Source organism: Mesorhizobium sp. C395A (genome assembly GCF_030323205.1).
Classification (GTDB): Bacteria; Pseudomonadota; Alphaproteobacteria; order Rhizobiales; family Rhizobiaceae; genus Mesorhizobium.
Genome location: NZ_CP100473.1, coordinates 786,046 through 806,474, shown reverse-complemented (window position 1 = coordinate 806,474; position 20,429 = coordinate 786,046). Strand labels below are relative to the sequence as shown.

General features: G+C 63.9%; 24 protein-coding genes, 2 pseudogenes and 1 riboswitch. Of the genes and pseudogenes, 10 read left to right on the top strand and 16 right to left on the bottom strand.

Going from position 1 to position 20,429, the window contains the following annotated elements:
• Nucleotides 1-143: 143 nt before the first annotated feature.
• Complete coding sequence (locus NLY37_RS03930) at nucleotides 144-2,099, top strand: acyltransferase family protein (RefSeq protein WP_023742390.1); 1,956 nt, start codon at nucleotides 144-146, stop codon at nucleotides 2,097-2,099.
• 50 nt (nucleotides 2,100-2,149) lie between these two features.
• On the opposite strand, the gene NLY37_RS03925 is transcribed toward NLY37_RS03930, so the two are convergent.
• The gene (locus tag NLY37_RS03925) at nucleotides 2,150-2,995 is read right to left on the bottom strand and encodes an HNH endonuclease (protein WP_198024955.1); all 846 of its coding nucleotides are present in this window, start codon (nucleotides 2,993-2,995) and stop codon (nucleotides 2,150-2,152) included.
• A 389-nt stretch (nucleotides 2,996-3,384) separates the two neighbouring features.
• Between NLY37_RS03925 and NLY37_RS03920 the strand changes: the two genes are divergently transcribed.
• Together NLY37_RS03920 and NLY37_RS03915 are read left to right on the top strand one after the other, a co-directional pair.
• Nucleotides 3,385-4,659 (top strand): DUF763 domain-containing protein, encoded by a 1,275-nt coding sequence (locus tag NLY37_RS03920; protein ID WP_023742389.1) that lies wholly within the window; start codon nucleotides 3,385-3,387, stop codon nucleotides 4,657-4,659.
• 256 nt (nucleotides 4,660-4,915) lie between these two features.
• Nucleotides 4,916-5,563: a hypothetical protein gene (locus tag NLY37_RS03915; protein WP_156933960.1), complete on the top strand. Its 648-nt coding sequence runs from the start codon at nucleotides 4,916-4,918 to the stop codon at nucleotides 5,561-5,563.
• Between the two features lie 57 nt (nucleotides 5,564-5,620).
• Here the strand turns inward: NLY37_RS03915 and NLY37_RS03910 are convergent, their stop codons facing one another.
• Nucleotides 5,621-6,505 carry an NmrA family NAD(P)-binding protein gene (locus NLY37_RS03910; RefSeq protein ID WP_023742386.1) on the bottom strand — a complete coding sequence of 295 codons (885 nt, stop codon included), beginning with the start codon at nucleotides 6,503-6,505 and terminating at the stop codon, nucleotides 5,621-5,623.
• Nucleotides 6,506-6,708: 203 nt separating this feature from the next.
• Here NLY37_RS03910 and NLY37_RS03905 point away from each other — a divergent pair, with 203 nt between their 5' ends.
• Nucleotides 6,709-7,017, top strand: a complete 309-nt coding sequence (locus NLY37_RS03905) for a hypothetical protein (RefSeq protein WP_023742385.1) — start codon at nucleotides 6,709-6,711, stop codon at nucleotides 7,015-7,017.
• 67 nt (nucleotides 7,018-7,084) lie between these two features.
• Here the strand turns inward: NLY37_RS03905 and NLY37_RS03900 are convergent, their stop codons facing one another.
• From NLY37_RS03900 to NLY37_RS03890, 3 genes are all read right to left on the bottom strand, one after another.
• On the bottom strand, nucleotides 7,085-7,684 hold the full coding sequence (locus NLY37_RS03900) for a DUF6456 domain-containing protein (RefSeq protein WP_023742384.1): 600 nt from the start codon (nucleotides 7,682-7,684) through the stop codon (nucleotides 7,085-7,087).
• A gap of 327 nt (nucleotides 7,685-8,011) precedes the next feature.
• Nucleotides 8,012-8,704 carry a GcrA cell cycle regulator gene (locus tag NLY37_RS03895; protein WP_023742383.1) on the bottom strand — a complete coding sequence of 231 codons (693 nt, stop codon included), beginning with the start codon at nucleotides 8,702-8,704 and terminating at the stop codon, nucleotides 8,012-8,014.
• A gap of 85 nt (nucleotides 8,705-8,789) precedes the next feature.
• Complete coding sequence (locus NLY37_RS03890; RefSeq protein WP_023742382.1) at nucleotides 8,790-9,164, bottom strand: hypothetical protein; 375 nt, start codon at nucleotides 9,162-9,164, stop codon at nucleotides 8,790-8,792.
• Nucleotides 9,165-9,244: 80 nt separating this feature from the next.
• Between NLY37_RS03890 and NLY37_RS03885 the strand changes: the two genes are divergently transcribed.
• Nucleotides 9,245-9,907 carry a LexA family transcriptional regulator gene (locus NLY37_RS03885; RefSeq protein WP_023742381.1) on the top strand — a complete coding sequence of 221 codons (663 nt, stop codon included), beginning with the start codon at nucleotides 9,245-9,247 and terminating at the stop codon, nucleotides 9,905-9,907.
• A 172-nt stretch (nucleotides 9,908-10,079) separates the two neighbouring features.
• Here the strand turns inward: NLY37_RS03885 and NLY37_RS03880 are convergent, their stop codons facing one another.
• The 4 genes from NLY37_RS03880 to NLY37_RS03865 all read right to left on the bottom strand — a co-directional run bounded on the left by NLY37_RS03880 (nucleotide 10,080) and on the right by NLY37_RS03865 (nucleotide 13,569).
• Entirely contained in the window at nucleotides 10,080-11,087 is a 1,008-nt protein-coding gene (locus NLY37_RS03880) for an ABC transporter substrate-binding protein (RefSeq protein WP_023742380.1), read from the bottom strand.
• Entirely contained in the window at nucleotides 11,084-11,866 is a 783-nt protein-coding gene (locus tag NLY37_RS03875; RefSeq protein WP_023742379.1) for an ABC transporter ATP-binding protein, read from the bottom strand. The genes NLY37_RS03880 and NLY37_RS03875 overlap by 4 nt, the downstream gene beginning before the upstream one ends.
• Nucleotides 11,863-12,705 (bottom strand): ABC transporter permease, encoded by an 843-nt coding sequence (locus NLY37_RS03870; protein ID WP_023742378.1) that lies wholly within the window; start codon nucleotides 12,703-12,705, stop codon nucleotides 11,863-11,865. The genes NLY37_RS03875 and NLY37_RS03870 overlap by 4 nt, the downstream gene beginning before the upstream one ends.
• 255 nt (nucleotides 12,706-12,960) lie before the next feature.
• On the bottom strand, nucleotides 12,961-13,569 hold the full coding sequence (locus NLY37_RS03865; RefSeq protein ID WP_023742377.1) for a YkoF family thiamine/hydroxymethylpyrimidine-binding protein: 609 nt from the start codon (nucleotides 13,567-13,569) through the stop codon (nucleotides 12,961-12,963).
• Nucleotides 13,560-13,672: riboswitch (TPP riboswitch) on the bottom strand. (Overlaps the previous gene by 10 nt.)
• A gap of 201 nt (nucleotides 13,673-13,873) precedes the next feature.
• Between NLY37_RS03865 and NLY37_RS03860 the strand changes: the two are divergent.
• Nucleotides 13,874-14,272, top strand: a pseudogene (locus NLY37_RS03860) (GSU2403 family nucleotidyltransferase fold protein); the annotation flags it as partial.
• A 249-nt stretch (nucleotides 14,273-14,521) separates the two neighbouring features.
• Entirely contained in the window at nucleotides 14,522-14,773 is a 252-nt protein-coding gene (locus tag NLY37_RS03855) for a hypothetical protein (RefSeq protein ID WP_023684826.1), read from the top strand.
• Between the two features lie 154 nt (nucleotides 14,774-14,927).
• Here NLY37_RS03855 and NLY37_RS03850 read toward each other — a convergent pair whose 3' ends face one another.
• The 4 genes from NLY37_RS03850 to NLY37_RS03835 all read right to left on the bottom strand — a co-directional run bounded on the left by NLY37_RS03850 (nucleotide 14,928) and on the right by NLY37_RS03835 (nucleotide 16,547).
• The gene (locus NLY37_RS03850; protein ID WP_023742375.1) at nucleotides 14,928-15,167 is read right to left on the bottom strand and encodes a DUF2934 domain-containing protein; all 240 of its coding nucleotides are present in this window, start codon (nucleotides 15,165-15,167) and stop codon (nucleotides 14,928-14,930) included.
• Between the two features lie 92 nt (nucleotides 15,168-15,259).
• Nucleotides 15,260-15,475, bottom strand: coding sequence for a hypothetical protein (locus tag NLY37_RS03845; RefSeq protein ID WP_023670360.1), 216 nt, complete (start codon nucleotides 15,473-15,475; stop codon nucleotides 15,260-15,262).
• Between the two features lie 98 nt (nucleotides 15,476-15,573).
• Nucleotides 15,574-15,903, bottom strand: a complete 330-nt coding sequence (locus tag NLY37_RS03840) for a DUF1236 domain-containing protein (RefSeq protein ID WP_023670359.1) — start codon at nucleotides 15,901-15,903, stop codon at nucleotides 15,574-15,576.
• Between the two features lie 341 nt (nucleotides 15,904-16,244).
• Nucleotides 16,245-16,547, bottom strand: a complete 303-nt coding sequence (locus NLY37_RS03835; RefSeq protein WP_023684824.1) for a hypothetical protein — start codon at nucleotides 16,545-16,547, stop codon at nucleotides 16,245-16,247.
• Between the two features lie 160 nt (nucleotides 16,548-16,707).
• On the opposite strand from NLY37_RS03835, the gene NLY37_RS03830 reads away from it, so the two are divergent.
• Nucleotides 16,708-17,037: a hypothetical protein gene (locus NLY37_RS03830; RefSeq protein ID WP_023742374.1), complete on the top strand. Its 330-nt coding sequence runs from the start codon at nucleotides 16,708-16,710 to the stop codon at nucleotides 17,035-17,037.
• Nucleotides 17,004-17,138: pseudogene (locus tag NLY37_RS30905) on the top strand (PRC-barrel domain containing protein); the annotation flags it as partial. The gene NLY37_RS03830 and the pseudogene NLY37_RS30905, both read left to right, overlap by 34 nt.
• A gap of 299 nt (nucleotides 17,139-17,437) precedes the next feature.
• On the opposite strand, the gene NLY37_RS03820 reads toward NLY37_RS30905, so the two are convergent.
• The 3 genes from NLY37_RS03820 to NLY37_RS03810 all read right to left on the bottom strand — a co-directional run bounded on the left by NLY37_RS03820 (nucleotide 17,438) and on the right by NLY37_RS03810 (nucleotide 18,715).
• Nucleotides 17,438-17,659 (bottom strand): hypothetical protein, encoded by a 222-nt coding sequence (locus tag NLY37_RS03820; RefSeq protein ID WP_023670355.1) that lies wholly within the window; start codon nucleotides 17,657-17,659, stop codon nucleotides 17,438-17,440.
• A 258-nt stretch (nucleotides 17,660-17,917) separates the two neighbouring features.
• Complete coding sequence (locus NLY37_RS03815) at nucleotides 17,918-18,325, bottom strand: heme-copper oxidase family protein (RefSeq protein ID WP_023684822.1); 408 nt, start codon at nucleotides 18,323-18,325, stop codon at nucleotides 17,918-17,920.
• A 153-nt stretch (nucleotides 18,326-18,478) separates the two neighbouring features.
• Nucleotides 18,479-18,715: a hypothetical protein gene (locus NLY37_RS03810; protein ID WP_023689015.1), complete on the bottom strand. Its 237-nt coding sequence runs from the start codon at nucleotides 18,713-18,715 to the stop codon at nucleotides 18,479-18,481.
• 233 nt (nucleotides 18,716-18,948) lie between these two features.
• Here NLY37_RS03810 and dinB point away from each other — a divergent pair, with 233 nt between their 5' ends.
• On the top strand, nucleotides 18,949-20,190 hold the full coding sequence (dinB, locus tag NLY37_RS03805; protein ID WP_023742373.1) for a DNA polymerase IV: 1,242 nt from the start codon (nucleotides 18,949-18,951) through the stop codon (nucleotides 20,188-20,190).
• Nucleotides 20,191-20,429: the final 239 nt, after the last annotated feature.

Below are 20,429 nucleotides of genomic sequence, written 5' to 3'. Positions count from 1 at the left end.
TAGGGCGGAATCTTGGGTCGGGCGGACTGTCAACGGCTGCAGCGCCCGTGTCCCGTTGGGCGCGCAAAGCTGCCGCACGTATGATCCCGGCGCGATCGTTACTCGCCGAGGCGGGATCATGCACCAGCACGAGGTGGCAAATCGTGTCAGCATCGTTCCGGCCCGATATCGAAGGACTGCGCGCCTTGGCGGTAGCAGGCGTCATCGCCTTTCATTTCGGCTTCACCGGCCTGCCCGGCGGCTTCACCGGCGTCGACATCTTCTTCGTCATCTCGGGCTATCTGATCACAAAACACCTGCTTGCCGAAATCACCGAGACCGGGCAGCTCAACCTGTGGCGCTTCTATGCCAGGCGCGCTCGGCGGCTGTTGCCGGCGTCGCTGTTCGTCATCCTCGCCACACTGGTGGCCGGCGCCTTCATCCTGTCGCCGGAGGAACAATCGCTCTATTCCAAAGGCGCCATGTTCGCCTCGGCCTACATGATCAATCTGTGGCTGATCCGCTGGTCGTTCGATTATTTCGCCGCCGATGCGGCCAGCAACCCGTTTGTCCATTTCTGGTCGCTGTCGGTGGAGGAGCAGTTCTATGTCGCCTGGCCGGCGCTGCTTGGGCTGGCGGCATGGCTGCGCCCCGGCAAGCGCGGCGCGATCCTGGTGATCGGCATTGCCGGCCTCGTCTCGTTCGCCGTCTGCGCGTGGCTCACCACGGTCTCGCAGCCCTGGGCCTTCTATTTCTCGCCGCTACGCGCCTGGGAGTTCGCCGCCGGCGGGCTGGCCAGCATGGTGCCGCAGCAAGTCTGGCAAAACCGCCCGCGGCTCGCCACGACGCTGGCGTGGCTCGGCCTGGCGCTGATTGCCAGCGCCTATCTTTCCTTCAGCGACGAAACGCCCTTCCCGGGTTTCCTCGCCCTAGTGCCGGTGGCCGGCACCGTGCTGTTGCTGCTGGCAGGAGCGGCGCACGCGCAGCAGGAGAGCGCTAAGAAAAGCCCGATCGAGGCACTGGCGCTGCCGCCCCTGCAATGGATCGGCAAGCTCTCCTACTCGCTCTATCTCTGGCACTGGCCGGTGATCGTCTATGCCACGATGCTGACGCCCGAGCTGTCGCCGCTTGGACGGCTGGCCTGCCTGGCGCTGACGCTGGCGCTGTCGGTCTTCACCTACCATGTCATCGAGAACCCGATCCGCCGCAATGGCTGGCTGATGGCCAGTGCGGCGCGGGCGCTGGTGCCGGCCGTCCTCCTGACCGGCACCGGCGTCGCAGCCGCCTACGCCAATGCCAGGCTTGCCGTCCACGATCTGGACCCTGAGCAGCGCAGCATTGCCGCCAGCGCCGCGCAGCCGTCCACGGCGCGCGCGGCCGGCTGTATTCTCTCCTTTGAGACGATGACGCCGAAGGCCTGCGTGTTCGGCAACAAGGACGCCGGTCGCTCGATTGCGCTGTTCGGCGATTCGCATGCCGACCACTGGTCGACGCCGCTGATCGAGGCGGCGGCCAAGAACAATTATCGCCTCGTCACCTATCTCAAATCGTCCTGCCGTGCCTCGCGGGTGACGACCTGGAACTGGCGGCTGAAGCGCGACTACACCGAATGCGACCAGTGGCGGGAGCAATCGGTCAAGGACATTATCGCGTTGCACCCGCACATGGTGGTGATCTCGGAATTCTCGATCGGCAATGTGATGAAGGAATCGCCCGAGGAACTGAAGCACGCCGATTGGAACGAGGAGTGGAAGGCCGGCCTGCGCTGGACGCTGGCGGCATTCAGCCGGGCCGGGATCAAGGTCGCGGTAATCCGGGACGTTCCCTACAATGGAAGCTATGCCGACAAATGCGTGGCGCGGGCGCTGTGGCGCGGGCAGGTGCCTGAAGTCTGCGACACGCCGAGGGACGCGGCGGCGAACGACGACATCGCCGCGGCCGAGCGCGACGTCGTGCGCAGCGTGCCCGGCGCCACCTATGTCGACCTGACCAGCCAGTTCTGCGACGCCCAAACCTGCCACGTGTTCATCAACGGCCAACTCGCCTTCCGCGACCGGCACCACCTGGCGACGCCATTTGCTGAATCACTGGAGCCGGTCTTGGAGAAGGCGGTGTTTTAGGGGGCGGCGAGGTAGGGGGACCTGACGGCTGACCGCTCAGTTGATGCGAGCTATGCCACAAACACATCCTCTCGATGGTGAGCGAGGTAAGCCTGCTGCGGCGGGGTGAAGGTGCTAGTGCGCCAGACGGCGGGGGCTTCGGCAAAGCCGAAACTCTGCATCACCAGTTGCTCGAAACCGAGCCGCCGCAAATCAGTCTTGTCGACGCGCTGGGATATGAGGACCTGCCCGCTATCTTCAAAACTGATGAAGCCACGGTCAAAGAGGTGGTCGGCATCAGGCGTGAGGAGCAGCCCGTTCATGCCGTCCAAGCGCTCCTGCGCGGAAGCGCATAGGCGCCAAGGCTTGATGTGGCTTGCAATCAGCAACGAGGGATTGGTGACCCCTGTGAGTCGGCACGAGCGCTCCATGGCTTCGACATTGGAACGAAATTTACCTTGGCCGCGACGAGCTTGAATGACGCTCGTCTTTACAGTGTCCTCGAGTTGGAGGTCGTCTCGGATACGGCGCTCAACGACGTCCTCTAAAATTTCATTGACGACTTCGAAAGTGAGACTGTTTGCGCCACCACGCCTCAGAGCTTCGCGGTCGAAAGCTGTACCCGCGACAATGGTGTGAAACACCTCTTGCGATACGCTCGCGAGATAGGCGTTTTGACGGCCTGATCCGGAGTTTGGGTCGATGGGCGAGTATCGGGGAGGCAGAAGCGGACCCAATTCGCCAATTATGTCCGACGGGCGCACCGTCGGCAGGAGCGGCGCCCAATACACCGGGAGAAGCCAACCTTCCTCGTTCCAATTGGCTCCAGTGTTCTTGAACTCCGGTGGTTTCGGTGCTGTGAATGCAAACTCCGCTACCCGACCAATATAGCGCACGGCTTGACCGAAAAAAGACAACACGAGGTCACCAGGTGTCGCCCGACGCATATTTTTGTAGAACTCGCTGCGTGCCCCATTCTTCTGAGTTTTGGGCGACCAGAGATATTGCCGTCGATCTCTTGGCGGGCGGTCTGACTGTGATTTACCCACCAGAATTGCGACATCGTTTTGGTTTTAATAGTTGCCGTCGGCTGGATAAGCTCTATTCGAGACCTGTCTCGCCTTCAAGCAGGGAGCCGACCTTATTGCCAGGTGCGACAGGCGGCGTAACTGCATCTTTCGGCGAGACACCAAGAAGAGCGTAGGGCGACGATAGTCGCCGCCCCCACCCCGCTTGCAAATCGCCCCCCAAATGCCATCTACATCACAGGCGCACCGCCGGTGCGCGGCATCCACGGAGCATTCACCTGACGCAGCGAAGCGGCAGTGCGGACTTGCCGCTGCATGGCGGGCGGGTTCCGAAATGGCTGGGCGATCGCATGACGCGGCTGGGCGCGGTGCTGTGCGAAGCGATCATCCATCACTATGGCCGCGACGAGCTGTTGCGCCGGCTGGCGCATCCGTTCTGGTTCCAGTCTTTCGGCGCCGTCATGGGCATGGACTGGCACTCCTCGGGCATCACCACCTCGGTCGTCGGCGCGCTGAAGCGCGGGCTGAACCCGATGTCGCGCGAGCTCGGCATCCATGTCTGCGGCGGGCGCGGCGCGCATTCGCGCAAGACGCCGCAGGAGCTGACCGCGATCGGCGAACGCGTCGGCATCGATGGCGCGGCGCTCGCCACCGCCAGCCGCCTGGTCGCCAAGGTGGACAGTGCTGCCGTGCAGGACGGGTTCGACCTCTATCTGCACGGCTTCATCGTCACCGATGACAGCCGCTGGGTGGTGGTGCAGCAAGGGATGAATGGCGACAGCCGCCAGGCGCGCCGTTATCACTGGCTGTCGGAAGGGCTGACCAGCTTCGTCGACCAGCCGCACGCGGCGATCGAGGGTGAGCGGCAGGGCGAGATCGTCAACCTGACCGACCATCGCGCCGCGCCGTCACGTAGCGGCCAGATCGACCTGTTGAAGACCATGAGCCCGGAGCGGATCCTCGACGAGCTTGCCGTGCTGGAGCCGCCGCCGAAAGCAGCGCCTGCGAAACCGGCGGCGCAGCCGATGCTGCCCAATCTGGTGATGCCGGCGCATCACGACGTGCGCGAGAGCGACATCGTCATGCACCGGCTGCACGGCAACATTTCCGCGGCAATAGAAAGCGGGCCGGCCGATTTTCCCGAACTGCTGTTGGTGCCCGGCGTCGGCGCGCGCACCGTGCGAGCGCTGGCCATGGTGGCGGAAGTTGTGCACGGCGCGCCCTGCCGCTTCTCCGATCCGGCGCGCTTCTCGCTCGCCCATGGCGGCAAGGACCGCCACCCCTTCCCGGTGCCGCTGAAAGTCTATGACGAGACGATCGCGGTGCTGAAATCGGCCGTCGGCAAGGCCAAGCTCGGCCGCGAGGAAGAGCTTGGCGCGCTGAAGCGCCTGGATGGCGAGGCGCGCCGGCTGGAGCGCTACGTCACCGGGCCGAGCCTTAAGGAGATCGTCGCCGGCGAGTTCGACCAGTCGCATCTGCTGGGAGGGCGCAGTGTGTTCGGGTGGGAGGGGGCGGCGGAAAGCGACGACGGTTCAGACAGGGGCCGCCAGTAGCGGCCTGTCCATCATGCAGAGATAGTGCGCGGCCCATAGAAACACGTGCTCGGCTTGTTTTGATAATGCTTGCAAAGACCCATTTCTCAAGTGATGCGAGGCTCGGCATGAAGACATTCGCATGGACGTTGGTTTTCGTGCTGCTGGCGATTGGCGGCGCGATCGCCCAAACGACGCCTGAGCCTGCCATACTGGCATATACACCGCCGATGCACTTCGTCGTTGTACGCAACAGCACGCCAGGATGCGAGCCGACATGCCCGGAATGGATTTCGGCGGAAGGTCACATCGTGGCCGGCACGCCAGCTTTGCTGAAGGCTTTGCTGAAAAAACTCGGCCCCGCAAATTGCCTTTGGCGTTGAATTCCCCGGGCGGCGAGACCGATGCGGCGATGGCGCTTGGCCATATGATCCGCGCCAGCGGGCTCGACACGATGGTTGGCAAGACGGAGTTCTCCGAATGCGCGCCAGACACAAAAGCCTGCGGGCCGGGCGACCTCCGCTTCGGCGTCGCCAACCCCGTCGGCGCAGTCTGTTCGTCAGCTTGTACGATGGTTCTTGCGGGCGGCGTACGGCGCCTGGCAGACAGCCGCGCCTTTGTCGGCATTCACCGGATCATGCTGCCGACCGCCAAGAAAATCCACGGCAAGAAGACCATCGTCCTCGTTCCGATACCCAAATGGTATGAACGCAAGGTCGACAGCTATTTCACCGAGATGAAAGCAGGTTCGTGGATCGTATCGGCCATGCAAAAAATACCCGACGACAGCATACGATACCTCGTGACATACGAACTTTTGGACCTGAATCTGATAACCGAAACCGGTCACGGCGACACGCGCACCTCCATCGATATCTGCAAGACCACGCCGCCGGCGGGCAACTGCCGAACGGTCAGGCAATAGGAATAGCGGGCCACGTAGGTCGTCGAAGCGCCTGTTTCTCAACAGCAACCCTTCACTTTACGCGGCACCCTTCAACAGGTCTTCCGGCCGGCCCTCGACGAGCGCGGCAATATAGCTTTCCAGGCTGGTCGTGCCGCGCTCCGGGTTTTCCGGCTCCGCCGGCTTGTCCAGCGTGGCCCCGGTCATGCGGGTGTAGGACTCGGCCGCCGCTTTGGAGAAGCCGAGTTTTTCGTAGGTTTCTGTCCAGCGCTCGCGCGGCACCGTGACCACGCGCACGTTTTTGCGCAACGCCGCACTGAAGGCTGCGGCGACATCGGCGGCTGAGTAGCGCCGAGGGCCCTCGATATAGTGCGTGCCGGACTTGTCCGTCGGCTCCAGCAGACGTCTCGCCGCGGCCTCGCCGAGATCCTGCGGCGCCACCATCGGCAGCTCGAAATCCGCCGGGAAGAAGGAGGTGATGACGCCGTCGCGCCGCGCCGTCTCCAGGGCCTGATCCCAGTTGCTCATGTAATAGGCGGCGCGGTTGATGCTTGCCGGAATGGCCTGGGCCTTCAGCTTCTGCTCGAGGCCGTAAAGGACGGTGAGATCGCCGACACCCTCGCCGGCCTGCGCGCCGTAGGTCGATTCCGCCACCAGCTTTTCGAGGCCGGAGCCCTCCAGCGCCGCCGCAATGGCGCCAACCGTCTTGCGCTCCTCGGCGTCGGTGTCGGTCGATGGATCGGCCGGCGGGTTGAGCAGAAACGCCCGCTTGCCGCGCCGCAAGACTTCACGCAGCGCCTCGACATCGAGCACATCGGCAACCGCGGCCTCCGCGCCCTGTTCAACCAACCATGCGGCCTTCGACTCGTCGCGCGTCACCACCGTGACATCCTTGCCCTGCCGCAACAGCGCCATTGCCGCCGCCGAGCCGACATGGCCGGTACCTCCAAGAATGACATGCATGGTCTCGTCCTTCCCTTGCTGATTCATGCCGGATTAATGGCTGGGGCGGCGAAGGGTTCAAAAATCGGGGGATGATGCTGACAGGAGGTGACGCCGGCCTTCCTCGCAATGCACAGCGCAGGGGTCGTTCGCATCTTGCAAAATTATGGAACGAGGTCGTGCCCAGCGAGTTATATTAGCGCAACCTTGAATAGGAGGCAGCTATGAGAAAGCTCCTGCTTGCTTCGGCTATCGCTATCACTGCGGCGGCGGCGATGATCGCCCCGGCGAATGCCGGCGGGCGCGTCGTGATCGGCATCGGCAACGGCTACTATGACGATGACTACAATAACAGCTATGGCGACTATTACGATCGCTACGCTCCTCGCCCCTACTACCAGTATGATGCCTACGATAACGGCTTCAGGTACCACAGGTATCACAGGCATCATCGCCATTGCCGCATAGAGTTGGTCAAGCATTGGCGCCATCATCACAGGATCGTCGAGGAAACTCGCGTTTGCGAACGGTGATCCGATAGGGTGAAACCGGTTCGGCCGGCATCTGCCGGCCGGCCGCTTCACTACGCGGCTGCCGGCCTTATCGCGGCTTCCGCATCATCATCATCCCGTAACCAACGGCCAAAAGGTCGAGCCCGACCTTCAACAGCTTCACCACCACATCTCGTCCCTCGCCGGTGCGTTCGGCGAGCGCCTTCACCGACTGGCCTTCGAGGCAGATTTTGCGAACCACCTCCGCCACTTCCCAGTGGGCCATGGCGGCGATGGCATGGGTGTGGGCGCGGCCGGCGTTGAGCACGCGGTCGGGGATGCCGCCATTGATGCGGCCGCCGTCGATGCGCTCTTCCCACGGCATCGGCCGCAGCCCGTCACGCGAGGCGCGCTCGAAATCGTCGCGAAACCGCTGGCCGGCCTCGCGCTGCTGGCGGGTCAGCGAGGTGATGCCGACCAGCGGATCGACATTGCGCACCCGCACGATGCCGCCGGTCGCGGTGTAGCCGTCATTGGAGACCTCGTAGACGCGCCGCGCCTCTTCGGTGCCGACGCTCAACCGCTTGCGGCCGAAGCGATCGTCCTTCAGCGCGAAATCATGGCCGATCTCGCGGCGGATGCGCACCTGCTCGACTTCGCCCGCCGGCAGCTTCGGCGGTTTGGCTTTCTGCGCGGTTTTTTTGCTCATGGCGTGGTCCTTGTGGAGATTGGGTTGTTGAGCCGGAAGGTTGGCGTTCCTTCGCGCCCCCCTCTGCCCTGCCGGGCATCTCCCCCACTTGGGGGAGATTGGCAGTTTCGGCGGCTGCGCCTCTGCAACGTTGGCAATTGGCGAAATCGGCGGCGATATCCGATCGCCCCCCTCGTGGGGGTTGAGGAGTGGTCCGCGAAGCGGACGGAAAGCCAATTGCTTGGCTTTCCGAGCGACGAACGTCCGGCAGGACAGATGGGGGCGCTGTCCCGCCGGCTTTCGATCATTGGTGGGGTCGTCCGGAGGCGAGGAACGGAGCCCAGCCGCTCACACCACCTCCGCCACAGGTCGGTGGAAACGCGTCTGATGATATTCGCAGTAGCTTTTCAGCGCCCTTGTACGCAGGCCGCAGCACAGCATCTCGAGCCCCGGCCGACTGCCGGGAGCATCGTTGTCGGGGTCTTCCTCCAGCGTCAGGTCGAGCGGCGCGCGGCAGCGGTCGAACAGGCAGTCGATGAAGCGCATGGCGGCGACATGCGGCTGACGCCCGAGCGAGGCAGGGCGCGGCGCCGGCACATTGAAGCGATAGACTTCGCCGTCCACCACCAGCCGTCCTTCGCCCGGGATCGAGGGCGCCGGACGGGCTGGCAACAATGGCCTGGCCGGCGTGTGTCTGGCTTGCCTGGCGACCGGTGTGGCCGGTGCGGCCGGCTTCGAAACTTCAGGCCGCCTTGCCGGCTTGCTCGGCTGAACGGGCAGGATCTTCCCTGCCGTGTTCTCGTTGGCTGCAGCCGGCGCCGTCGCATTCTTCCTCGGTCGGCCGCCGGACCTGCCGCCTCTGGGGTTGGCGAAGCCGATGGTCTTCAACGCGCTGTTGCGGTGGACGATGCCGATGATGGCATTGCGCGAGACCGGACTGCCGCGCAGCGCCGTGAAGCGGACGGCGATCCCTGTGGCCGACAGGCCATCCCTCAGCCAGACGGCGATCTCCTGCAATTCGGTCTCGGTATAGGCAGTCATGTCGGTATCCATTGATTGCGCGCGCAAAGGCGGAGCGCCGGCCCGAGGGCCTACGGGAAAAAATCAGAGCGGATGGTCGGTGCGGTCAGCCGATACTGGCGGCCGGCAGCGCGCTGGCGAGATGCCGCAAGGCGGCTTCGGCGGCCGCTTTGGTGAGGGCGGAAACCGCCCTGCCCGTCAGCCGGTCGAACAGGATGACGGTGCCGTCTTCCGTGCGGATGCAGGAGATGCCCTGCCCGCCGGAAACAGCCCTTGGCGCACTGGCGGCGCCATGGGCCGAAGAGGTGGCCGGAGCCGGGAGAGGAGCGGCTCCGGCCGTTCCGGTCGATCGGGGGAACGACGGTTCGACCGGATCCGGGGCAAGAGCCCCGGTTTGCGTCCGGACCGGGGAGGAGGACAGCCCGGACGATGGGAGAAAGCTGACGATGTCTGCGGAAACGCTTGCAGTTTGTTCGATCATGCGCTAAGCGTACGATATGTACGAAACGTACGCAAGCGAAATCGTACGTGTTGGACGATAAATTTCAGGCAGTTTGTACGATGCAGGAACCGAGGCATAGATTGCAGCAGGCACGGGCGGAGGCGGGTTATGCCTCGCCGAGCGACGCGGCGCGGGCATTGCGCGACATCAACAAGAACACGCTGATCAGTCACGAGAACGGTAACCGGCCGCTGTCGCGCAAGGCGGCGGAGAAATACGGTCGTCTGTTCGGCGTCGATCCCGGCTGGCTCTTGTTCAACGGCGATGGCGGCGGCCTTTCGGGTGGCCATTTCGGCTTTGACGAGTCGGGCCGGCAGATCCCGATGCCGTCGCTGGCCACCGTCGATGTGCCCATCGTCTCGTGGATCAGCGCCGGCGAACTCGGCAGCCAGGACATGGTGGTCAATCTCAGCGACTATCCGACCATCCCCACCACCGATCTGGAGCAGGGCCAATGGATTGCTCTGCGCGTCGACGGCCCGTCGATGAACAAGATCTCGCCACCGGATTCGATCATCTTCGTCAACCTCAGGGACAAGCGGCTGGTGACCAATGGCTGCTACGTCATTTCGGACGAATCCGGCCACGCCACCTACAAGCGTTACCGCCCCAACGAGAACCCGCCCTTCCAGCCGGCCTCCTACATGGACATCCCGCCGCCGGCGCTCGAAGGCGCCATCACCATCATCGGCCGGGTGAAGCGCTCGATGATCGATATGTGAGGGAGAAGGCGGTGAGGCGCAATCTCCCGCCTCGAGGGGGAGATGGCCGGCAGGCCAGAGGGGGTCGCCGCGCGTAAGGCGCTGACGTCCTCTGTCCGCGATAGGAAGTCGCGTCAGGACGTACCGACCCCCTCTGTCGCCTTCGGCGACATCTCCCCCTCGAGGGGGGAGATTACGCGCCCAAAAACTCGTTCGTAAAATACCCCCCGAAATCCGGCTTCTCCTTCAGAACCTTGCCATCGCCATCGAGCAATATGCCGGCGTTGAAGAGATAGATTCCCATCGCCTCGATCTTGGCCCTGTCGATGGTGCCGATGACGCCGTCCTGGCTGCGCAAGAAGTGTCCGTCGACCAGCATTTTCAGCGAAGCGTGGATCAGCGCCGGGTCGGTCAGCGCATCCCTGTTGGAAGCCATCAGCAGATCGCCGGCTTCCTGCGGGTGATCGCAGGCAAATTGGTAGCCGCGCCGCGTTGCCTCGACGAAGGCCGATGCGGCCTTCGGGTTTGCCTGGAGATATGCATTGCTGGAGGCGATCAAGGTGGTGTGCTCGTCGGGGACGCCGTAGTCGGCGTAGCGGAAGCCGCGCTGCCTGACGCCTTTCAGCTCGGCAGCGACGCCTTCCCAGGTCGAGACCTCGAGCGTGAAGTCGACCGAGCCGTTGGCCAGCGCCTCATAGGCCGAGGTGCCTAATGTCACCGTCTCGAAAACGCCCTTGCCGCCATCGTGGCGGATGATGGTCGAGATCAGCGTGTTTTCCCAGGCGCTGCCGAAGCCGCCATAGGTCAGACCGTCGAGATTCCTGGGACTCTTGATCTCGCCGCGATCCGCGTTGAAGACCAACCGGCCGGTCTCCTGCTGGACCACGGCGTAGACCGCCTTGAGATCGGCGCCGGCAGCCCGCTGGGTGAACAGGCCGACGCCGGCAATGCCGAAATCGGCGATGCGGTTGGCGACCAGCGTGCCGGCGCCAGTATCGCCATAGGGCAGGATCTCAACATCGAGCCCAGCCTCGTGGTAGAACCCTTTGTCGCGGGCAACGAACAGGCCGACATGGTTGGTGTTGACCGTCCAGTCGAGCGCGACGGTGATTTTTTGCGCAGCCGCATGAGCGCGCGAGGCCAGCGGCAATCCGGCGGCCAGCGTCAGCAGCAAAGCCTGCCGGCGTGTGAATTCGGTCATGAAAAACTCCTTTGAGCGGTCTGCGGAAACAAGCCCCGGTCAGTCCCGGGATTGAGCAGCGTGTCGAGGATGTCGGCTTCGAGCGCGGCGGCCTGGCGCGCGGCATCGCTGCCGGTGGTGCGCGGGCGCGGCAGCGGCACGGCAATCTCGCCGATGATGCGGGCCGGCCGCGCCGACATCAGATAGATTCGATCGGAGAGGTAGACGGCTTCGCGCACGTCATGGGTGATCAGCAGCGCGGTCCAGCGGTGGCGCTGCCACATGCCTTCCAGCCAGCGCTGCATACCCGCGCGGGTCAGTGCATCCAGCGCGCCAAAGGGCTCGTCGAGCAGCAGCATGTCGCGCTGCTGCACCACGGTGCGCAAAAGGGCGGCGCGCTGGCGCATGCCGCCGGAAAGCTCCGCCGGCCAGGCGCGCTCAAAGCCGGCAAGGCCGAACTCGGCAAACAGCGGCGCGACGTGCTCGCGTGCCGCCTTGCGGCCAAGACCCTGAACTTCCAGCCCCAGCGTCACATTGTCGATGACGCGTCGCCACGGCATCAGCGCGTCGCGCTGCGGCATGAAGGCGAAGGGGCTGCCCTGCAATGGTGCGCCGTCGAAGCGCATGTCGCCCTCGCCTTTCAGCGCGCCGGTCAGCAACTGGAACAGCGTCGACTTGCCGGCGCCGGAAGGGCCGAGGATGGAGACGAACTCGCCGGCCGCGACATGAAGCGAAATGCCGGCGAGCACCTCAAGCGCGCCGAAGTTCTTCCTGATGTCCCGGAGTTCGAGCCGCGTCATTGACGGTTCTCTTCTGCAGCTTCAACCTTGCCGTCGCGGCTTTCGCTCCCTGCATTCTCCCAAGGCATGGCGAAGCGCTGGACGAGCACCGAAATGGCGAACAAGACAAGCGTGAGCGCGGCGCTGACGGCGACCGCGGCGAGCACCAGATCGGGGCGGAAATTATTTTTGGCATTCAGCATGTAGATGCCCAGCCCCTTCGCCGCCCCCGCATATTCGGCGAAGATCGCGCCGACGACGGCGTAGGTGATGGAGATGCGCAGCCCGGCGAAGAAATAGGGCAGCGCCGAAGGCAGGCGCGCCAGCCAGAAGATACGCCAGCGCCCTGCCCCCATGGCGGCGAGCATCTGCGAAATCTCCTTGCTGGTCGCAGCAAAACCTTCGACCAGCGCGACCATCATCGGGAAGAAGGTGACGAGCGCCACAAGCAGGATTTTTGGCATCAGCCCGAAGCCGAACCACAGCACGATGAGCGGCGCGATCGCGACCAGCGGCAAGGTCTGGCTGACGATCAGCAGCGGAAACAGCGCGCGGCGCAGCGGGGCCAAGAAATCGACCAGCGCCGAAAGCACGAAGGCAGCGACCAACGAGCAGGCGAAGCCGGCTGATGTGGCGCGGATGGTGGGCAGCGTGTTGTCGGCAAGGGCGGCGCGATGCTCCCAGGCCTGCTGCAGCACGCGCGACGGCGCCGGCAGCATGGTGGGCGCAGCGCCACCATAGCGGGCGTAGAGCTCCCACGCCGCGAGGAGCAGGGCGGAGGCGCAGGCGGCGGGGATGGTCTTGGCGATGGCTGCGGCTAATCTCCCCCCTCGAGGGGGAGATGTCGCCGAAGGCGACAGAGGGGGTCGTCTCGCATGGAGCGCCCACGCCTTGCCGATGCGAAAAGGACGTCGGCGCTCCACGCGCTGGGACCCCCTCTGGCCTGCCGGCCATCTCCTGCTCGAGGGGGGAGATTCGTGGGCATCGCGGTCTTCGCCAATCGCCAATGGCTCCCCTCCTCTTTGTGCTGAGGTGTCAGAGGCATCTCCTCCACGCAATGGGTCAGATAAACCAGCCACGGCAATATCCTCGAGGAACGACGCTTGAGCCGCGGCTCAGACGGCGCTCGGGCTGTTCGCCGAGATCGTGATGTCGAGGGTGACGTGGCCGGCGCCGGGGCCGAAGCGGCAGAAGGCCTCGTTGAGCGTGGCAAACACCGCACCGGCATCGCCACGCAATTTGGTGCAGAAGTTCTTTGGGCGCTCAAAGACGCCGGACTGTTTCAGGAAATCGATGCAGCCGTAGATCTCGTCCATATGGTCGCCCGTGCCCATAACGTAGAGCGAGAACTGCGCCGCCACCGGCTGGCCGGTCGACGGCGTGGCCTGGACAGCGCGGATCGCGGCGATCTTGCGCTCGTCCAGCGGAATGGCGGGGCCGCCGGTCTCGTCGGAGCGGCAGATCGGATCGTCGGGCTCGCCCGGACAGCCGCGCGAGACCGCCGCCGAAAGCACGCAGTGCTTGCCGCTTTTGGCCGCCGCGACGAACAGGTCGCGCATGGCGGGAAACAGCACCTCGGGCGGCCCGACCATAAGGGTCGAGATGTCATCGGTTTCGATCCGCAGCCGGTCGCGCCAGGGATCGAGCGCGCCGAGCGCGCCGAGGATGACGCCGACGAAATCGTCGGTCATGGGATAAAGGGAAATCTGTGCGCCTGAAAACATCGCCCGCCTCGCTCCGCTGGTATTATCCAGATCAGCTTTAGGGTCCGAAGGCTTGCCGCCCTCATCTCAGCCCCGACCATACGGAGCACCCCTGTGGATGAGCGGGTTAAAGCATTGTTCGCGACAGTGGGGAAGCCGTTTGTTGAAGGCACTGCGGCAAAGTGTTTTGGGCCAGACGGGCCGGGCGCCCGGGCGTTCAGAGCGACTCGTCAGTTCGTTGCGTTATAAGATTTCCACGAATTTCTTATAACTGCGTTGAAATTCAAGCTGATAAACGTAATTATAAGAAAACGGCAGAGCCTCCGCGCAGCCCTTACGGTTTCTGGATTTCCTTATCCGCGACCCCATCCGAACTGTGCTGCTGCATCGCTGGGGCTTGCCTGTGCTGGTCCCCTCGCCCCAGCGCTACGCCATCCACAAGCTGATCGTCGCCTCGCGACGCGGGCCGAGCGCTGGCGCCAAGCGGGAGAAGGATCTCCATCAAGCGCGCCTGCTGACCCAAGCGCTCGAAGCCACACGTCGCCAGGACGACCTTGCCTTCGCCTTCATGGAAGCGTGGGACAAGGGCGAAAACTGGCGCGAGACGATCCGGCGCGGCCTGAACCTGTTCGACGCCGACACGAGGGAAACAGTCAACACCATCCTGGGAAAATCCCTCCGCGAAATTGGTGCGAGTCCTGAAGGATTCACGATGCGTGATTAGCTGAAGCGACCGCTGCTATATTCATTGTCATCGTCCCAACTGTACGAATTGGCTTGACGCTCATTCGTACATAAAGTACGATATCTCTTTTCGCAGAGAGGAATGTCCTTGAGCACAGCGAACCATGTTGCCTTCGCCGATCTCTCTCGTCCTTTGCCGTCATCTCCGTCGTTGCCGCCGCCTTTATTGCCGCCCCCTTTGTTGCCCTTGTCATTCGATCAGTGCCAACGCCTCGCCGGGGCCTGGCGAATGGCCAGCCAGGACATCGCCGACGACATCCGCTTCATCCGCCAATATCTGAAAGTCGTTGCCGAGAAGGACGAGAGGCTGTCGACCGGCACCCTTGTTCACAGCCGCGCCTATGTCGAGGCCTGCGCCGGCTGGCTGCCACAGACCGTGACGCGCTATCTGCGCCACCTGCGCCAGATCACCGAATGCGAACTGGCTATGACAGCTGCCGGGATTCGCTTTGCGCTGTCGAGTTATGCCTGGGAGGCATGAGGGCGCCTGTCGCGAAACACAAGGAATTGCGCTGCCCATCGCAGGCGCAATTCGTCAGGTTGAGAGGCTCGGGCGCGCTGAACGGCGAACGCCAAGGATGGCCCGGCCAGCGAATTCCGGCCTTGCTTTATTTCGACTGGCCTTATTTCTGGCCTTATTTCGATTTGGCTTTGCCGGACTTTGCGGCGGCAGGCTTCGCGGCCTTTGGCTTGGCGGCTGCCTTGGCGGGCTTGGCGTCAGCATTCTTCGCTGCCTTTTTGGGCTTGGCGACCGCGCCATCGACTTCAGCCGTGGCCTGCTCCCAGTGTTCCTGATGCGCGCCTTCAGGCCGGCCGGCCTTTTCCCAGATCTCGTGCGCGCGCTGGCGAATGCGGTCCTGTTTGTCGTCCGTCACTTAAGCCTCCGTGGTTGGGTCCGGTCGGTTGGTCCAGATTCCACGAAAACATTAGCCGAAAATTCGGCCGGCGTCTTGAGTGACGAGACATTTCAGCGCGGGTCGGAAATCACCGCAACGCCGAGCAGCGCCGCTTTCTTGACGATCAGCCCCGCGAGGTCGGCATCCGAACGATCGGTGCCGGTGCGCTCCCGCAGGAGCGCGATCGCTTCCTTCATCGATAACAGCGCCGTGTTGCGCTCGGCCAGCAACTTGTCGCAACACGCCGCAACATTGGCGGAGTTCGGGGTCTCGACATGCGGCAACATGGCAATTCTCCTTTCATCATGTTCGTCATTCGGCCCTGCCGCCCTTTTAGGAAGAACGACAGGGCCGTATCACCGATGAATGGTTAGGTTGTCGAGCGTTACTCGACCACCTCGACAATCCTGCGCGTGCTGGGGTCGACCAACACGGTATGGTTGTCGACGACGGCGTATCTGTACTGAACGTCCGGAACCTCCTGCAGCTCGACAGTGTCAGGCAAGGCAGTGCCGACATTCAATTCGACGCCGAGCAGATTGACCGAGGCAAGCGGATGTTTCTTTACGTACTGGTGCACGACCGTGCGCTGTTCCGGGGTGATGATCACCTGCTGCTGTGCCGGCTGCGTGACGATGACCTCGTCGGCGGCGGCAATGCCGATACCAGCGATCATGGCGAGCCCGGCGACGGCGGGAATAAGGATGGTTTTCATCTTCGTCTCCTGTCGTTGTTGGCGAGCTCCGCCGTGTTCCCGCATGAGGCGAAAACAGCGCAGATCGAGGTGGCGGGCTCCTGGAGGCAAACGCAGCCGGTACGGTCTTGTTCCGCAAGCGGAGACTAAATTGATCGGCTTCCCGGTCATGCCAGCAGAACCCGCACCCGCAAGATTCGCATTGAAGCACAATCCCTCAGGAGACCGTCGACATGGATGATGCACGGCTCCAATTCCGGTGGCGATTGCGGCCGGCGCCGGCATTGATCCGGTGACCGCGTCGCCCGGCCAAGACCGGAACCGACCGCCTTCGTGCCACGCCGTGAAGTTTCAAGCAAAGGTCATTGCTTCGGCGGCTGCGCAGGCACCTCGCCAGGCTTGATCACCGGCGTCTTGCCCTGATCCGGCGGCGGCTGCGTCATACCCTGGTCACCACTGGGCGGCGGCTGCAGCACGCCGCCGCAGGGACCGAGCGTGCTGGTCGATTCGCCACCGCCATTGGCGACCGGCGGCTTCTGACCATCGTCCTGAGGCTGCGCCTGGCAAGGCGCGGCAGGGCCGTGCTGGTCGCCATTGTCCTGCGCAGCCGCCGGGTCGGCCAGCGCCAAGAGCAGCACGCATGGGATGAGGGGGAAAGTCTTCATGGTCCAGCTCCTCTGGATTCATCTCCTTGGCAAAGCAGACTAGTCCTTGGCAAAGCAGACTGGCGGCAATTGGTTCCACGGAGATGGAGTGGTTGCCGGAACCTGACAGCCGGAAGTGAGTTCCACCTTCTCGACGCAAAGCCGCCCGGAGGAGGCAATCATGGAAGAACGAAACAGAAAACCCAATGACGAGGTCGAGGCGCCACCGAGCAAAAACGATGCCCGCGACAGGATGGCCAATGACGAGGTGGAAGCGCCGACGCCGCGCCGGCAGGATTGGGATGCGCTGCGTGGCGCAACGGTCCTGCCCGACGGAGCAGATGAGGAAAGCCTGCCGGACACCACCGGAGTCGAGAAGGAAGGCGAACTGCCCGAGGAGGATGACGACAACCCCTACCAGGACAGTGACGATGCCTTGCCCGACGACGCCGAGGAAGCCGCCATTGGTCACGACCTGGCGAGGCGCGGCGGCCCGTTCGACGAGGTGTAAGGGCAGCGACCGCGGACTTTCGAGAGGTTTCCCGGGACGTCCACGCCGTCACCAGTTGGACCAAGGATGAGCTGAAGGCGATGCCGGAGCATCGCGATTGATATTTCGAAGGATCCGGCTGGTCGGATCCTTCGTTTAAGGCGCCTTGGCGGTTTGGTTAATTTAGCCCTTGTGGTCAAGGACTGGACGGCGACGGCGACACACCTTCGACAGCCGCGAGGCAGCCGAGAGCACGAACGCGAAGTCCAATGTTCCAAGCGCCGTTGAGGCCGCTCGCCTGAAATCTTCAAAGTGCGCAAGAGATTGTCCGCCGCAGGCGGTCGCACACGCTCCAGTATCGCAGACGACCGGCGTAACGGCCCATCGACCGCCGGCACTTAGTGCCGACGGGCGCATGGCTTCAATTCGACCCGGGATCGCCGAGCGCCTCGGTGACGAAGGACGCCGCGATCAGGTCGTCGGCGTCGAGGCGTAGGGAGCCTTCGACACCTCCCATGATGGCTGCGACCTTCTGGAAGGTCTGCATCTCGTGTTCAGTAACGCTGGCGTCTCGCATCCTGGCTTTCAGATCGGCGATGCGTCGGCCCAGCGAGGCCGACGTTCCGATTTCTCTGTTCGACATGGTGTCCTGCTCCTCCCCCAACCCATGCTGTGGACGTACTCAAGGCTGCCTATATATAAGGCAGCGCGAATACAGTCGCCGCAACGCGCGATATCTGGGAAGGTTCCGGCGCCAAATAGTCACGAAATAATACGTGTGGGGCTCAGTTATGGTCGCCCACGCGGCGGTAGACACCGCAAACCAGCGGCTGTCCATCGGGCTGGCCAACCCGCGTCGCGGGTCGCGAACGCGGGTCGGACTTGATCGCTGCGCGAACAGTCAGCGAGAAGCCGGCACCACGCCGGACACCGAGCGCGCCGTTTCGGGCGAAAACACCACGAAAGCAAAAACCAGAACGGCAGCGGCGACGATGAGCGAGCCGCCGGCGACGATCGGTTCAAGCGCCGGGTTTCCCTGCAGCATCACATACAGCGCCGGCAGCATGATCACCAGGCCGAGTGTGTAGAGCCCGTAGTGGATCATGGCGATGCGACGCGCCGCCTTTTGCGGATTGAGCGCGTAGTAGCCGCCGAAGATGGCGCTCGTCACCCAACCGAGCAGATTGATATGCGCGTGCGCCGGAAAAGCGGCGTGGTCACCCGAGATCGCCATCTGCAGGCCGGCCGCAATCCCCAACATCAGGAACAAGATGGCAGTTTTGAAAAAGAGTTCTGAAACCCTCGGCATGTCATTTCTCCCCCTATGCGGTCTGCGACCGCTTGCGACCTGGAGAATACACCCACGCGCAGACCTTTTCCACGCCCCGGTTATGGGGCCATGCCTGCACAGCTTTTTGCACGCTGTTCGACTTTTCTGGCTGCCAAACCCGGCGCCGCCGCGCTACGGCGTCAGCAAGATGTCGGCGCCCGCTCGCTCGTCGAACACCACCGCGCAGCCGCGCCCCAGCGCCACTGCCGACAGCGCGTTGGCCACCGTCTCGTCCGGCGACACGAAATCACCGGTCAGCACTCGCAACTCCTCTACCGCCCTGGCCATTGACACGCAGTGCCCGGCAACGCGATCGCTCGTGCAGGCGTCAACGACGCTGACGAGGTCGATCATCTCGAACTGGCCCATACCGGCCTCCACAAAAACAGCGTCCCGTCGCGGATATGAACGCTGAGGCGAGAGACAATGTTCCGCAGGTCCGATGCCCAGGCGGAGCACTCGACAGCCCGATCTGGAACGGACCGGCCGGCGACAACCGCTTCGCTTGACAATAGGCCCTGTTTGTTCTCTATTTGTTCGGCAAAAACGCCTCTCACAACAGACGCGGCTAATGCTGCAACGCCGCAAAGGGAACGGTCGGGATGGAGCCCACCATCCTGCATGCGGATCTCGACGCCTTCTACGCCTCGGTCGAGCAGTTGCTCGACCCGGCGCTCAGGGGCAAGCCGATCGCCGTCGGCGGCGGCGTCGTGCTTGCCGCCTCCTACGAAGCCAGGGTTTTCGGCGTGCGCGGCGGCATGCCCGGACGACGCGCGCGCGAGCTTTGCCCCGGACTGATTTTCGTCGGCGGCCATTTCGCCGACTATCAGCGGCTGGGCGACGCCGCCATCAAGGTGCTCGACGATTTCACGCCGCTGGTCGAGCGGATTTCCATCGATGAAGCCTTTGCCGACGTCGCCGGCTGCACGCATCTGTTCGGGCCGCCGGCCGAGATCGCCGCCACGGTGCGTCGGCGCGTCCGGGCAGAGCTCGGCCTGCCGATCTCGATCGGCGTGGCGCGCACCAAGCATCTGGCCAAGATCGCCTCGCAGGTGGCCAAGCCCGACGGGCTGGTGGTGGTCGATCCGGACACCGAACTTGCCTTCCTGCATGATCTGCCGGTCGGGCTGATGTGGGGCGTCGGCCCGGCGACCAGAGCGCGGCTGGCCGAGATCGGCATCGAGACCATCGGCCAGTTGGCAAAGACGCATGGTGGGGCGCTGCGAAGATTGCTCGGGCCCGCCGCCGGCGAAAAGCTGTCGTCGCTGGCATGGAACCGCGACCCGCGAAAGCTCGAAACCCACAGGCGGTCGCATTCCGCCGGCGCGCAGTCGGCGCTTGGCAGACGGCCGGCCGAGGCGCGTATCTTCGGACCCGTCCTGCTGCATCTGGCAGACCGGGTCGCCAGCCGGCTCAGGGCGAAATCACGGCCCGGGCGCACGGTGACGGTGCGCGTGCGTTTCGCCGATCTGCACGCTGTCACACGCTCGCTGACGCTCGAGCAGCCGATTTCGGCAACCGCGATGCTGGCCGAAATCGCCGGGGAGCTGGTGCGCGGCGTGCTGGCCGCCAACCCTCGGGAGAAGACCATCTCGCTGCTGGCGATCTCGGTGTCGCAGCTGGAAGAAAGTGTCGAGCTACAGTTGGAGCTGCCGCTCGGGCTTGCCGACGAAAAGCAACGGCCCGGCAGCAGGCAAGGCCTGGCGCGCTTTGGCGCCGACCGCGCCATCGACAAGATCCGCCAGCGCTTTGGCAGAGAGGCTGTCGGCTATGGCGCCGTGGCGCTGGAAGCCCGGCGCTCGGTTCCCGACGCCTTCCGCGAACTGGCGGAGAAGGAACTGTGAGTGCGGCGCGACGGCAAGGCCAATGTTTAGGCTGGGCCAGTCCGCGCTGCATTGCCGCTCTGTTTGAGCAGGCCGACCAACCAGGCCAGACCCGCCGCAGTTTCGGACATTTTTCGCACCGCAACCCGGCCACGCCATGCACGCCCAAGAACAACGCTTTGTCGATGAAGGTGGACTTGCAGTTAGCGCATCGGCGCCAAGAAAAACCGGGATGGGACAGCGAGGCCGCGAAGGTTGAC